At 71.9% G+C, this 13221-nt stretch carries 14 protein-coding genes; 9 read left to right on the forward strand and 5 right to left on the reverse strand.

Annotated features, from left to right (window positions below):
- The first annotated feature begins 15 nt into the window (after positions 1-15).
- Together E0H26_RS14600 and E0H26_RS14605 are read left to right on the forward strand one after the other, a co-directional pair.
- The gene (locus E0H26_RS14600) at positions 16-741 is read left to right on the forward strand and encodes a hypothetical protein (RefSeq protein ID WP_206025124.1); all 726 of its coding nucleotides are present in this window, start codon (positions 16-18) and stop codon (positions 739-741) included.
- Positions 741-1169, forward strand: a complete 429-nt coding sequence (locus E0H26_RS14605; RefSeq protein ID WP_131304243.1) for a J domain-containing protein — start codon at positions 741-743, stop codon at positions 1167-1169. Before E0H26_RS14600 ends, E0H26_RS14605 begins: the two co-directional genes overlap by 1 nt.
- A 40-nt stretch (positions 1170-1209) precedes the next feature.
- Here E0H26_RS14605 and E0H26_RS14610 read toward each other — a convergent pair whose 3' ends face one another.
- The 4 genes from E0H26_RS14610 to E0H26_RS14625 form a co-directional block, all read right to left on the reverse strand.
- Positions 1210-3348 (reverse strand): M48 family metalloprotease, encoded by a 2139-nt coding sequence (locus E0H26_RS14610; RefSeq protein WP_131304149.1) that lies wholly within the window; start codon positions 3346-3348, stop codon positions 1210-1212.
- A complete protein-coding gene (locus E0H26_RS14615; RefSeq protein WP_131304150.1) occupies positions 3345-4052 on the reverse strand; it encodes an RNA polymerase sigma factor in 708 nt (235 codons plus the stop codon). Before E0H26_RS14615 ends, E0H26_RS14610 begins: the two co-directional genes overlap by 4 nt.
- Positions 4049-4276, reverse strand: a complete 228-nt coding sequence (locus tag E0H26_RS14620; protein WP_131304151.1) for a hypothetical protein — start codon at positions 4274-4276, stop codon at positions 4049-4051. The genes E0H26_RS14615 and E0H26_RS14620 overlap by 4 nt, the downstream gene beginning before the upstream one ends.
- 275 nt (positions 4277-4551) lie before the next feature.
- Positions 4552-5739 (reverse strand): beta-1,3-glucanase family protein, encoded by a 1188-nt coding sequence (locus E0H26_RS14625; RefSeq protein ID WP_240742176.1) that lies wholly within the window; start codon positions 5737-5739, stop codon positions 4552-4554.
- Between the two features lie 226 nt (positions 5740-5965).
- On the opposite strand from E0H26_RS14625, the gene E0H26_RS14630 reads away from it, so the two are divergent.
- The gene (locus E0H26_RS14630; RefSeq protein WP_240742181.1) at positions 5966-6733 is read left to right on the forward strand and encodes an SAM-dependent methyltransferase; all 768 of its coding nucleotides are present in this window, start codon (positions 5966-5968) and stop codon (positions 6731-6733) included.
- On the opposite strand, the gene E0H26_RS14635 is transcribed toward E0H26_RS14630, so the two are convergent.
- Positions 6703-7038 carry a hypothetical protein gene (locus E0H26_RS14635; protein WP_131304153.1) on the reverse strand — a complete coding sequence of 112 codons (336 nt, stop codon included), beginning with the start codon at positions 7036-7038 and terminating at the stop codon, positions 6703-6705. The two genes, E0H26_RS14630 and E0H26_RS14635, sit on opposite strands and share 31 nt — an antisense overlap.
- 438 nt (positions 7039-7476) lie before the next feature.
- Here E0H26_RS14635 and E0H26_RS14640 point away from each other — a divergent pair, with 438 nt between their 5' ends.
- From E0H26_RS14640 to E0H26_RS14665, 6 genes are read left to right on the forward strand one after another with little or no spacing between them, the layout of a single operon-like run.
- A complete protein-coding gene (locus E0H26_RS14640; RefSeq protein ID WP_131304154.1) occupies positions 7477-8505 on the forward strand; it encodes an ABC transporter substrate-binding protein in 1029 nt (342 codons plus the stop codon).
- Positions 8502-9356 carry an ABC transporter ATP-binding protein gene (locus tag E0H26_RS14645; protein ID WP_240742177.1) on the forward strand — a complete coding sequence of 285 codons (855 nt, stop codon included), beginning with the start codon at positions 8502-8504 and terminating at the stop codon, positions 9354-9356. Before E0H26_RS14640 ends, E0H26_RS14645 begins: the two co-directional genes overlap by 4 nt.
- Positions 9349-10245, forward strand: a complete 897-nt coding sequence (locus tag E0H26_RS14650; RefSeq protein ID WP_240742178.1) for an ABC transporter permease — start codon at positions 9349-9351, stop codon at positions 10243-10245. The genes E0H26_RS14645 and E0H26_RS14650 overlap by 8 nt, the downstream gene beginning before the upstream one ends.
- A gap of 49 nt (positions 10246-10294) precedes the next feature.
- A complete protein-coding gene (locus E0H26_RS14655) occupies positions 10295-10816 on the forward strand; it encodes a flavin reductase family protein (protein WP_131304155.1) in 522 nt (173 codons plus the stop codon).
- A gap of 17 nt (positions 10817-10833) precedes the next feature.
- Positions 10834-11751: a TauD/TfdA dioxygenase family protein gene (locus E0H26_RS14660; protein ID WP_131304156.1), complete on the forward strand. Its 918-nt coding sequence runs from the start codon at positions 10834-10836 to the stop codon at positions 11749-11751.
- Positions 11751-13133 carry an LLM class flavin-dependent oxidoreductase gene (locus E0H26_RS14665; RefSeq protein WP_131304157.1) on the forward strand — a complete coding sequence of 461 codons (1383 nt, stop codon included), beginning with the start codon at positions 11751-11753 and terminating at the stop codon, positions 13131-13133. The genes E0H26_RS14660 and E0H26_RS14665 overlap by 1 nt, the downstream gene beginning before the upstream one ends.
- Positions 13134-13221 lie beyond the last annotated feature (88 nt).

Genomic DNA, 13221 nt, shown 5'->3' on the forward strand with positions numbered 1-13221 from the left:
GATCGGGAGGCGTCCATGGCGTCGAATCAGCCAGCCCTGCCACCGCACGGCCCGCTCGCGGGCCGGGTCGGCGCCGAGCCGGTGCCGGCCCGGCCCGCCGGTGTCGCGCCGCCCGTGCACGCGGCCGCCACCCTGGGCTTCGCCCGGCGTGCCGGCCGCGAGCACTGGTGGCAGCAACTCGGCGAGCCGGTCCGCGATCGGATGATCGCCCGGGTCGGCCCGATGGTCGACTGGTGGGCGGACTGCCACCAGGTCGACGGCGACCGAGCGTACGCCGTGGTGCTCGGCCCACGCGGCCTCGCCGTCTGCACTCCGACGGTGAACGATCGCGGTGGGCGGGCCCAACTGCTCACCGTGGTGCCGTTCGTCCCGGCGTCGCTGCGCCACGCGGTGGTGGTGCAGAAGCCCGCGCGGCGGCTGCCCGGACGCCCGTCGTTGCCGGCCGGCCAGTCGACCGCCCCGGTGGCGCCCGACCTGCCGCTCTCCGCCGGCCTGCGCGACCTGCTGGGCAACCTGCCGGCCGACGCGCAGGCCCGACTACAGTGGCCGTTCGTCAACGGCGACGTGCTCACCGACAGCGGCTACTACTACCGGGGGGACGACGACCGGCTGGAGATCTGGGCGTACCTGGCCGGGCGGCGGTGGGTGACGTTCGTGTCCGGGCACGGAAGCGGACGGTCCGGGCCGGCGCACCGGGTGTCGTGGCAGCTGATCTGCCGGCAGGCCGAGGTGGCCGGGTGATGGGACCACCGGGCGACCCTGACTACTACACGCTGCTGGGTGTGCCGGCCAACGCCACCGAGGCGCAGATCCTGCGGGCGTTCCGCCACGCGGCGCTCGTCCACCACCCCGACCGGGGCGGCGACGCCGAGACGTTCCGGCGGCTCTACCAGGCGCGGGAGACCCTGCTCGATCCCTCCCGGCGGGCCGCACACGACCGGCGTCACCGCGACACCGGCCCCACGCCGGAACCCGAAACGCCGTCACCGGCGCCGGACGACACCGTCGCCGACCCGTTCGACTGGACGCCGGGCGCCGGCCCGAGCAGCGACGCCCGGTCGAGCCGCGCCGACGCGTCGGCATATCACGAACCGTTCTCGGCCTTCCGGGCTGGCTACTCGTGGCGACGCAGCGACCGGTTCGCCTGGTGGCGGGCGCCGGCACCCTGAACGTCTGGCCGCACCGGTTGCCCGTCGGGCGCTACCGGGCTCAGTCGCACTTCCCGGCGGCGCTGCCGGACAGGGCGGGCACCAGCAGGCGTTGGCCGATCACGATGGTGGTCCGTCGGCCCATGTCGTTGATCTTCTGTAGGTGCCTCACCGTGGTGCAGTGCCGCGCGGCGATCCTGGTCAGCGTGTCACCCCGCTTGACCACGACCACGTCGTTCAGCAGCAGCGCCTCCAGCGCCGGATACGACGGCTCGGGGTACGGCCAGGGCAGGGGGGTCGACCGGGGGTACGGCCAGCCCGGGTACGACAGCGGGTCGGTGGGCGGGCCGGTGGGCGGCAACACCCAGGGTGTCTGACGCAGCAGCGTCGGCCAGTTCGCCGGCAGGCTGCTGGCGGTCGACGGACGGCCCAGCGGGTCGTCGGAGCCGATCAGCGTGATCCCCCAGAACCCGGCCAGCACCACCAGCACCACGATGGTGAACCGGCGGACCGCGTCCTGCCGGCGCAACTCGTCCAGCACGAAGTCCGGTAGCCGTCCGGCGATGTCGACCCCGGTGGTCGACCCCGCCGGGGCAGACACGGTGCGCAGCAGCAGCGGCACCGGCTCCGACACCCGGACACCCCGGCGCAGCAACCCCTGCCGCAGCGCGGCCACCGCCGAGGCATCGCGGGCGGCGGCGGCCACCAGAGCCTCCAGGTCCGTCAGGTCCGTCCGGCCCTGGGCGGTCCCGTCGACCGGCAACAACAGGTAACCCGTCGTCCAGCTCAACGCCCACCGCGCCTGGCCGGCACCGGCCAGCGCCTGGCCCACCAGTGCGAACACCGCCTCGGCGAGCTGCTCGCGGGGCTCCGGTGCGTCGGTCAGCCGGCGAGCCAGTTCGTCCTGCCGGCCCTTGGCCAACAGGTCCAGGACCGTACCGAGGGTGGGCCGCGCCGACATCCCGACACTGCGCGCGGCCGCGAGCAGTTGGCTCGCCAGTTCGACCGCGAACGCCTCGGCGGCCACGTCGACCCAGGTGTCCGTGGGCAACTCGGTGGGCCGGCTGCGGGCCAGCGCGTACATCTTCTGCTGGACGCGCAGTACCGGCGCCCGGTCGACCGGCAGCGGTGGCTGCTCCGCCGGGGTGGGCCGACCTGCCGGTTGCGCCTCGATCGAGGCGAGGCGCCGCGCCAGCGGCGGATGGGAGTCCAACCAGGACCGGTTGGCCTCGACCGGGTGCCGCCGCAACTCCGCCAGCCGCCGCTGGACCGGCGGGTCGTCCACCATCGTCGCGAACGCCCCGAACAGGTCCGCCGGCACGAAACCCAACCGCTGTACCGGCTGGACGAACATGGTCAGGTAGCCGCTCCACGCCTGCCCGAGCGCGTGGACTCCGCGCAGCGCCGCGGCGGTCGCGGCCGGGCCGACCACCTCCGCCGCGCGGGCGTCGGCCTCCAACTCCTGCCGCCGGCGCACGGCGAGTGACACCCACAGGAACACCTTGGCGTACGCGCCGAACACCAACTGGTAGAACCACGGGTACCCGGAGACGCCCTGCCGCGTCAGCGCGGTCATCCGCAACCGGAACAGCGCCGACTCCAACGATGCCGCGCCCCGGTAGACGACCGCGCCGAACCGGGTGTGCCGTCCGGCGTAGTGGCCGAACTCGTGGCAGAGCACCGCCCGCAGGTGCGTCGGTGTCAACTGGGCCAGCAGCGGCACGCCGAGATACAGGGTCCGTGGGCCGACAGCGAAGCCGAGCATCCGGGCTTCCTCCGACACCGCCGCGTTGACCTCCGGGGTGAGGAAGATCCGTGTCGGTGGCCGGGTGTCCAACTCGCGGGCCAACTCCTCGACCAGCCGCCACAGCTCGGGAGCGTGCTTGCGGGGCAGGAACACCGCAGCGGGCGGCGGCTGCGCCACCCGGCTGACCGTGGTGACGCCGTAGACCAGCGCGAAGGCCGCCGCGATGCTGCCACCGACCACCAGCGGCCAGACGCCGCTGTTGGCCGGCCTGGTGAACGCACCCCAGAGCACCAGCGCGACGAGCAGGGCGTTCACGGTGACCAGGACGACCGCCAGCAGGTACACCCCGGCGAGCAGTCCGACCGCGAGCAGCCCGCGCAGCCAGCCGAGTACCGCACTCGCCGCGCGTACCGGCCGACGGCGGGGCCGGGGTACGGCCGTGCCGGTGCTCACCGGCCCTCCCGGAGCCGTTCGGCCAGCTCCGTCCGGGCCCGCTCGACCAGCTGTGGATCGGCCTCGACGGCGGCCCGCAGCCAGGACTGCGTGTCCAACAGCACCCCGACCAGGGGGTCCTGACCGGTGCCGAGCCGAGGTGCGCCGAACCGGCCCAGCCACCCCGTGCCCATCCCGGCCACCAACGGCTCACGCCCGGTCGCCTCGTCGGCCGCCATTCCCAGCGCCTCCCTCAACGTCTGCCGAGCCTTGGCCACGTTGGCGGCCACCCCGCCGCGGGTCATCCCCAGGGCGGCGGCGATCTCCTGCTGCGACCAGCCCTCCAGACAGAACAGGGCCAGCGTGATCCGCTGCCGGGGTGGCAGCGTGGCGAGCAGGCGCAGTACCTCCCGTGCCTCCGCGGTCTGTTCCGGGCTGGCCTGTGCCGGCACGGGCAACTGGAGCAGCCGCTCCTGACCGGTCTTGCGCTTGCGGTACACCTTCCACAGGCGTTGCACCATCACCCGCCGGATCCACGCCTCCGGTACGTCGTACGCGGCGATCCGGTCCCACACCCGGTACGCCTCGACGAACGCCTCCTGTGTCGCGTCCTCGGCGTCGGCCCGGTCGCCGCACAGCATGATCGCCTGGGTCAGCACCGCCGGGTAGGCGTACGCGAAGAACTCGGCGAAGTCGGGGCGGGGCCCGACCGACCCGGCGGTCACCGAGCCACCTCCACCGACGGCAGAACCGGTGCCGACCGTACGGTCACCCGCGTCCCGTCCGGCGCGGCGGCCTCCACCACCGCGCCCGGACCGGCGGCCCGGACCAGGAACGCGATGGCCTGCGCCCGGGTCCGGATCCGGGCCGGTCCGGTGTAGAGGGACACCAGCGCGTACGCCAACCGGGCGCCCGTCACCACGATCACCAACACGACCGCGTCAACCATGTGCCGCGTCCTTCCTCCAGGTGCTGACTCCGACATCCGAATACAGCCAGCAGAGCCCGGAAGGTTTACTCGGGCGGTTGACTCGATTATGTCGGCCCGGCACCGGCCGCCGCCCGCTCGCGTCGGCCAGCCGACGCAGGGTGCTCAGCGGGCGGGTCGACGACCTCGACCCGGGAGCGAATGGCCTGCGCGCGGCGGGGCCACTCGATCCCGGATCGGGCGTGGTCATCGAGGGGGCGGTGGCTCGGTCCCGGTGGGTCGTGCGGTGGTCGGGATCAGAACTGGCTCAGGATCAGGCCGGCGGAGCGGGGGTCGCCGTCGTGGACCAGCGACTCGAAGGCACCGACGTCGTCGAAGGCGAAGGCGTACGCCTTTCCGTCGCGCATGTTGGCGTGGATGATCCGGGCGTAGTGGTTGGTCGGGCTGTTGCGGTAGAACTCGGCGGCGTTGGTGCTGGGCTGGGTGTGGACGGTGCCCAGGGTGCCCCGGTTCAGCGCGGCGCAGAGCGTACGGGAGATCGGCCCGACCACCTGGTCGTTGGGGGCGGGCAGGTCGCCGTCACAGCCCCACACGCTCGCCGACGATGGCCGGTTGAACGACGCGACGACCTGACCCGCACCGTTGGTGAAGGTCATCACCGTGCCGGAGGTCCGCCCGTAGTAGCGGATGTCCGGCCGGTCACCGAACGGCACCACGGTCAGCGTCCGGGCGGCGTACGCGCTCCACGCCGAGGCGATGTACGGGTCCAGGTAGGTCGGGCTGAACAGGCCGGCTCCGGCGGCCTTGCCCGGCGCCAGCACCCGCAGCACCGTACCGTCGCCCCGGGTGTGGATGGTGTTGGCCCAGCCGGCCTGCGAGCGGATGCCGCTGATGATGGCGTTGCGGCCGCCGGAGACGACGTCGCCGGTGCGCTTGGTGACGCCGTTGGCGCCGGTCACGGTGACCGCGTGCGGCACCGCGAACATGTCCACCTGGGAGCTGTTGAGCCACAGGCCGGCGTCGTTGTAGGTGAACTCGCTCCAGTCGAAGAGGATGTCGCGGTTGGGGTCACCGGCGGCCCACGGAGCCGGCTGGACCAGGCCGGTCGGGGTGAGGAAGAACTTCAGCTTCTCGCCGAGGGAGAAGTAGACGCGGCCGGAGAAGCCGCGCGGGAAGCGGATGGTCGCGGACGCGCCGGTGGCCGGCCCTGGGATCGACACGTCTGGTGCGGGCGACGGCGGGATCTGGCCGCCGGACCACGGGACGAACGTGCCGGCCTGGTTGACGTAGCCGAGCCGGCCGGAGGAGAGCTGCACCCCGATGACGTACAGGTGGACGGCTCCGGCGCGGCCGGTGTTGTTGGTGACCGTGACGGGCAGCAGGGTCGGGCCGACGGCCGGTGCGGGGCTGGCGGCGGCGAGGCTGGTCGGTACGGCGGCGATCAGAGCGGCGGCGACCGCCAACAGTCTGCGTCGGACAAGCACGGTAACTCCTCCGGTCGGTGGTGACGCGGTGCGGGAGAGCGCTCTCTCAGGTTCCGACTGTTAACGACATTTGTCAATATGTACGATCCATAGTGGAGCCACCGCCCGATCCGGCATCGACTAAGCTGCGCGAGTCCGAACCACTTGGCGAAGCGGAGACATGGTGATCCACGGGGACAGCGACACGAAGGTGCCCAGCTTGCCGCCCTCGGGTGTGGACGATTCGGTGCCGCACTCCGCGCGGGTCTACGACTGGTGGCTCGGCGGCAAGGACAACTTCGCCGTCGACCGGGCGATGGGTCAGGCGTTGATCCAGGCCATCCCCACCCTCAAGACGATGGCTGCGGAGAACCGGGCCTTCGTGCACCGGGTGGCCCGGTACCTGGTCGCCGAGGCCGGGGTGCGTCAGTTCCTCGACATCGGCACCGGCATCCCCACCCAGCCGAACCTGCACGAGGTCGCCCAGGAGTTGGCGCCGGAGGCCCGGGTGGTCTACGTCGACAACGACCCCATCGTGCTCGCCCACGCCCGAGCCCTCATGGTCAGCACCGAGCAGGGGCGTAGCGAGTACATCCACGCCGACCTGCGGGCTCCCGAGACGATCCTGCGTGACGCCCGACTGGTCGACACGCTCGACCTGAGCCAGCCGGTCGCACTCACCCTGATCGCGGTGCTGATGTTGCTGCGCGACCAGGACGACCCGATCGGCAAGGTGCGGGCGCTCATGGACGCGCTGCCCTCCGGCAGCTACCTGGCGATCACCCATCCCACCCAGGACTTCAACCCCGTCCAGATGCAGGCCGCGGTCGCGGCGGCGACGCAGGGCAACATGACTCTCGTGCCGCGTACCCGCGCCGAGGTGGAAGAGTTCTTCGCCGGCTGGGAGCTGGTCGAGCCCGGTGTGGTGCCGGTGCTGGCCTGGCGACCCGACGGTGCGGCGCCGGCCGACCCGGAGGCGGCGTACTACTGGTCCGGGCTGGCCCGCAAGCCCTGATTCCCGGACCGGCCGCGCCGGCCGAGGAGCAGGAAGCCGGCCACGCCGGCCAGTAGACCGCCACCGGCGGCGACGCCGATCCGGTTGCCGTCGAGGCCGATCCAGTGTGCGCGGGCGAACGTCACCAGGCCCGGTTCCACCTCGACGGCGCGCTCGGACTCGGCCACCGCCTGGGCGAGCAACTCGTCGTAGCCGAGCCCCGTCTCGGCTGCGGCCTGCTCGATGGCCGCCCGCATCTCGCTGACGCTCGTGCCCGGATTGCGCAGCACCAGGCGCTCCAGCGGGGAGGTGGTGTCGGCCAGCACAATAACCCTCTTATCCTATGGGAAATGTATGTGACGCCGGTCACATGCCTCCTGACTGGGTCGGCCCGGACCGCTACCTTCGAGGGCATGAATCGGAGCACTCGCCTGATCCGGCGCCGCTTCGTCGACTTCCTCCGGGTGGCCAGCGGCACCTGTTGAGTCGGGCGGCGCGACCAGCCCTGGCCCATCGAACATCCGCGCCGCCGCGGTTCGCGGCGTGCGTACCCCTCCCACCGGCCGCCCGGTCGCCAGCGGCGACCGGCCCGTGCGTGTCGACGACGACACCCGCCCCCGGCCCGACCTGACCGGCCTCGTGTCGACGACGACACCTGCCCGGCCACGCCCGACCCCTCCCGCGCATCCGCCCCGACGCGTCACCTCGCGTCAGCGGCCGCAGTCGGCGTACCCCTTGCTGCCCGCACGACCAGGAGACCTTCCGTGCCCAGAACGAGAACCTCGACCACCCTGCTCGCCCTGGCCCTCACCGTCGTCACCGCTGCCGCCGGTTGCGGCCGCAGCGCCGCCACCGCCTCCGGACAGCAGGTCACCGAGCTGCGCTACCAGGGCAGCGTCGGAGCGGTCACCCTGCCCGAACTCGCCGAGGACCTCGGCTATCTCGACGGCGTCAAGCTCAAGTGGATCGGCAACACGATCAGCGGTCCACAGGACATCCAGGCCGCCACCACCGGTGACACCGAGTTCGGCGGCGCCTTCAACGGGGCGATCGTCAAACTCGCCGCCGCCAACGCCCCGATCACCGCCGTCATCGGCTACTACGGCTCCAACGAGGTGACCTACCAGGGCTTCTACGTCCTGGAGGACAGCCCGATCCGTACTGCCCGGGACCTCATCGGCAAGCGGATCGGGGTGAACACCCTCGGCGCGCACGCCGAAGCGGTGGTCAAGACCTACCTGGCTCGCAACGGCCTCAACGACGACGAGATCAAGCAGGTCGAACTGGTCGTGGTGCCGCCGGTCAACACCGAGCAGGGCCTGCGCCAGCGGCAGATCGACGTCGCGGGGCTCGGCGGGACGCTGCGCGACCGGGCCCTCGAACGCGGCGGCGTGCGGCCGATCTTCACCGACCACGAACTACTCGGCACCTTCACCGCCGGCAGCTACGTCTTCCGGGACGACTTCATCAAGGCCAACCCGGACACCGTCCGGACGTTCGTCTCCGGCGTCGCCAAGGCCATCGAGTGGTCCCGCAGCCAGCCCCGCGAAGAGGTCATCGCCCGCTTCGAGGACATCCTGCGCAAGCGGGCCCGCAACGAGGACAACAGCCAGCTCCAGTTCTGGAGGAGCTACGGGGTGGCCGGCAGCGGCGGTGTGATCGCCGACAGCGAGTTCGCCACCTGGGTCGACTGGCTCAGCCGCGAGGGCGAACTGCGCGGCAAGAAGGTCAGCTCCGCCGACATCTACAGCAACGAGTTCAACCCGTACCGAGCGGGGGGCGAGCTGTCGTGACCAGCATCGACTCCGCCGGCCGGGACCGCACCGAACCGCCGAAGATCCGCTTCGACGGCATCGGCAAGGTCTTCCACGGCCGGGGCCGCAGCGTCACCGCACTACAGGACATCAACCTCGACGTCGCCGCCGGGGAGTTCCTCGTCCTCGTCGGGCCCAGCGGATGCGGCAAGTCCACCCTGCTCGACCTGCTCGGTGGGCTGGCCGCACCGACCAGCGGCCGGATCCTGGTCGACGGGGTGCCGATCACCGGTCCCGGCCTCGACCGAGGCGTGGTCTTCCAGCAGTACGCGCTGCTGCCCTGGCGCACCGCCCAGGGCAACGTCGAGTTCGGGCTGGAGGCCAAGGGCGTGCCCCGTCGGGAGCGTGCCGATCGGGCCCGCGAGTACCTGCACCTGGTGGGCCTGTCCGGCTTCCACGACCGCTACCCGCACGAGCTGTCCGGCGGGATGAAACAGCGGGTGGCCATCGCCCGCAGTCTCGCCTTCGACCCGGACATCCTGCTGATGGACGAGCCTTTCGCGGCCCTGGACGCGCAGACCCGCGACGGTCTCCAGGACGAACTGCTGCGCATCTGGCAGCAGACCGGCAAGACCATCGTCTTCATCACCCACGGCATCGAGGAGGCGGTCTACCTCGGTCAGCGGGTCGCCGTGCTCACCTCCCGCCCCGGCCGTCTCAAGGAGATCGTCGAGATCCCCATCGCCGGCCGTACCGACACCGAGGACCTGCGCTCCGACCCGGAGTTCACCCGCTACCGGCACCAGATCTGGAGTCTGCTGCGCGACGAGGTCAGCCGCGCCCAGGACCAGGAGTTGGCCCGCAACCGTCAGGAGGCGAGCGTTGTCTAGCGCCACCACGTCCAGCGCCACCATCGCCCGACCCGCCGCGCTGGCCGCCAACCCGGAGGCGCCGGCCCCGGTGGCGACCCCACCGGTCGTCGAACGACCGGCCGCTGCGGCCCGGCGGTGGGGGAGCAGGGCCATCTCCGTGTTCACCGCCGTCGCCACCCGGCTCGTGGCCATCGGTCTGCTCGCCGCCGGGTGGGAACTCTTCCCCCGACTCGGGCTCGCCGACGCCACCTTCCTGCCGCCGCTGTCCGAGGTGCTCGTCGCCTGGTGGCAGCTCGCGGCCAGCGGTGAACTCACCGCCCACCTACAGGCCAGCCTGCTGCGTTCGCTCGGCGGGTTCGGCCTGGCCATCGTCATCGCCATCCCGCTCGGCCTGGTGATCGGCTGGTACGCCCCGATCGCCAACCTGCTCAACCCGTTGCTGGAAGTGTTCCGCAACACCGCCGCCCTGGCGTTGCTGCCGGTCTTCGTGCTCATCCTCGGCCTCGGCGAGACGTCCAAGGTGGCCATCATCCTCTACGCCTGCTCCTGGCCGATCCTGCTGAACACGGTCAGCGGAGTACGCACCGTCGACCCGCTGCTGATCAAGTCGGCCCGGTCGCTGGGACTCGGTCCGGTACGGCTGTTCCAGAAGGTGGTGCTGCCGGCAGCCGTACCCACCATCTTCACCGGGATCCGGCTCGCCGGGGCGTACTCGATCCTCATCCTGATCGCCGCCGAGATGGTCGGCGCGAAGGCCGGCCTGGGCTACCTGATCAACTACGCCCAGTACAACTTCGCGGTGCCGGACATGTACGCCGGGATCATCACGATCTCCGCCATCGGCCTGCTCGTCAACCAGCTCCTCGTCCACCTGGAGCGGCGTTTCTCCACCTGGCGCACCCAGTGATCCGCACGACCAGCCGCCACCCACGACCGAGTCCCACCCGGAGGGGCAGATGACGATCACCGCAGCGTCCAGTCCGACCACCGGACTCGACCCGGCCCTGTTCCGCACCCTGCTGCGCCGCCAGGCCAGCACCGTCACCGTGGTCACCGCACCCGGGCAGCCGCCCACCGGGTTCACCGCCACCTCCTTCACCTCGGTGTCGCTGCGCCCGCCGCTGGTGTCCTTCTGCGTCGACCGGGCCTCGTCGAGCTGGCCGGCGGTGTCCCGGGCCGGGCACGTCGCCGTACACCTGCTCGCCACCGGCCAGCAGGAACTCGCCCGACGCTTCGCCACCAGCGGAATCGACCGGTTCGCCGAGCCGACCCGGTGGCGGCCGGGACCGTACGACGTGCCGATCCTCGACGACCCGCTGGCCTGGTTCCTCTGCCGGCTGATCGACCGGGTGACCGCCGGCGACCACGCGGTGGTCCTGGCCGAACCGGTCGACGGCGGCACCGGCACCGGCGATCCACTGCTCTACCACGACGGCCGCTACACCGGCCTCGGTGACCTGTCCGCCCGCACCGCCTGAAACCCAGGAGGACCCTGATGACCCTCACCGACACCCGCCTGCACGTGCACCGCATCGGCGGTCGAATCGGCGCCCAGATCAGCGGCGTCGATCTCGCCGCCCCGCTCGACGGCGACACCATCTCCGCCATCAACACCGCCCTGCTGCGGCACAAGGCGCTCTTCTTCCGGGAGCAGCAACTCGACGACGAGGCCCAGGTGCGCTTCGCCGCCAGCCTCGGCCAGCTCACCACCGCCCACCCGACCGTGCCCGCGTTGGCGGGCAGCGACCACATCCTGGCCGTGGACGGCGGCGAAGGCGCCCGGGCCAACAACTGGCACACCGACGTCACCTTCGTGCTCTCCCCGCCGAAGGCGACCACGCTGCGCAGCCTGGTCGTCCCCGAGTACGGCGGAGACACCCTGATCGCCAACACCGCCACCGCCTACACCGACCTGCCCGAGCCGCTGCGTCGCCTCGCCGACGGACTCCAGGCGGTGCACAGCAACGACTACGACTACATCCCGCATCCACAGTTCGGCACGGAGGAGGCGGAGCAGCGGCGCGAGGTATTCGTCTCCACCCGCTACCAGACCGTCCATCCGGTCGTGCGGGTGCACCCGGAGACCGGCGAACCGAACCTGTTCATCGGCGGGTTCGCCCAACAACTGATCGGACTGTCCCGTACCGAGTCCCGCGACCTGCTGCGCCTGTTGCAGAGCTACGTCACCCGGCCGGAGAACGTGGTGCGCTGGCGCTGGGCCCCCGGTGACCTGGTGTTGTTCGACAACCGGACCACCCAGCACTACGCCGTGGACGACTACGGCGACCTGCCCCGCCGGCTGCACCGGGTGACCGTCGCCGGTGACGTGCCGGTCGGCCTCGACGGCCGGCCCAGCTACGTCGTCGAGGGCGACGCCGCGACCCACTACACGCCGACCCCGCAGGACGCCTGATGGCGACCCGCGCAGGCCGCCCCGGCCAACTGCACCTCAACGCGTTCCTGCTCAGCGTCGGGCACCACGAGGCCGCCTGGCGGCTGCCGGAGAGCGACCCGTACGCCGACGCCGACGTCGAACACTTCCGCAACCTGGCCCGCATCGCCGAGGGGGGACGGCTCGACTCGGTCTTCCTCGCCGACAGCCCGGTGCTGTGGTCCAGCGTGGCTCGCCGCCCGGCGACCGCGCTGGAACCGACCCTGCTGCTTGCCGCGATCGCCGCGACCACCAGCCGGATCGGTCTGATCGCCACCGCCTCGACCACCTACAACGAGCCGTACAACCTGGCCCGCCGGTTCGCCTCGCTGGATCACATCAGCGGCGGTCGGGCCGGTTGGAACATCGTCACCACCGCCGGGCTGGACGCCGCCCGCAACTTCAACCTGGACAGCCTGCCGGCGCACCGGGAACGCTACGAACGGGCGGCCGAGTTCGTCGAGGTGTCCCGCAAGCTCTGGGACAGTTGGGCCGACGACGCGGTGCTGGCCGACAAGACGGCCGGGGTGTGGGGCGACGACAGCCGGATCCACCCACCGGCGCACACCGGCCGGTTCTACCAGGTGGCCGGCGCGCTCAACGTGTCGCGTTCACCCCAGGGCCATCCGGTGCTGGTGCAGGCCGGATCGTCGGAGAACGGCCGCGAGTTCGCCGCCCGGTACGCCGAGGCGGTCTTCACCGCCCACCAGAGTCTCGCCGTGGCCCGCGAATTCCACCAGGACCTCAAGCGGCGGGCACAGCGACATGGCCGCGACCCGGCCAGCATCAAGGTGCTGCCCGGAATCGTGCCGATCCTCGGTGGCACCGAGGCGCAGGCCCGCGCGTACGCCGAGGAACTCGGCGAGCTGATCAAACCCGAGTACGCCCTGCCACAACTGGCCGACCTGCTCGGCGTCGGCACCGAGGAACTGCATCTGGACCGCGAGTTGCCGGCCAACCTGCCCAGCGAGAACGAGATCGAAGGGGCCAAGAGCCGGCGAACCCTGGTGGTGGAACTGGCCCGCCGGGAGCGCCTCACGGTCCGGGCGCTGATCGTCCGGCTCGGCGGCGGCCGGGGCCACTACACCGTCGCCGGAACTCCCGAGCAGGTGGCCGACCTGATCACCGACTGGTACGACGCGGGCGCCGCCGACGGCTTCAACGTGATGCCGGCGGTGCTGCCCCGAGGGCTGACCGAGTTCGTCGACCAGGTGCTACCGATCCTGCGCGACCGTGGCCTGTTCCGCACCGAGTACACCGGCCGCACCCTGCGCGACCACTACGGCCTGCCCCGGCCGGCGCCGCACCGGTCGACCACCGCCCCCGACGTCCGGGAACTGGTGACCGGACCGGCCACCAGGTGACCGTCGCCGGCCCGGCACCACGCGGCGGTGCCGGGCCGGAGTCACCGCGAACCCGGGCCGCCGGGACCCGACCGGTCCTGGCGGCCCG

This window comes from Micromonospora zingiberis (assembly GCF_004331455.1).
In the GTDB taxonomy this organism is placed as follows: Bacteria; Actinomycetota; Actinomycetes; order Mycobacteriales; family Micromonosporaceae; genus Micromonospora; species Micromonospora zingiberis.

Coding starts and splice junctions, on each gene's coding strand:
- E0H26_RS14600 (WP_206025124.1), top strand. CDS start 16: ATGGCGTCGAATCAGCCAGCCCTGCCACCGCACGGCCCGCTCGCGGGC.
- E0H26_RS14605 (WP_131304243.1), top strand. CDS start 741: ATGGGACCACCGGGCGACCCTGACTACTACACGCTGCTGGGTGTGCCG.
- E0H26_RS14665 (WP_131304157.1), top strand. CDS start 11,751: ATGGCGACCCGCGCAGGCCGCCCCGGCCAACTGCACCTCAACGCGTTC.
- E0H26_RS14620 (WP_131304151.1), bottom strand. CDS start 4,276: ATGGTTGACGCGGTCGTGTTGGTGATCGTGGTGACGGGCGCCCGGTTG.
- E0H26_RS14655 (WP_131304155.1), top strand. CDS start 10,295: ATGACGATCACCGCAGCGTCCAGTCCGACCACCGGACTCGACCCGGCC.
- E0H26_RS14660 (WP_131304156.1), top strand. CDS start 10,834: ATGACCCTCACCGACACCCGCCTGCACGTGCACCGCATCGGCGGTCGA.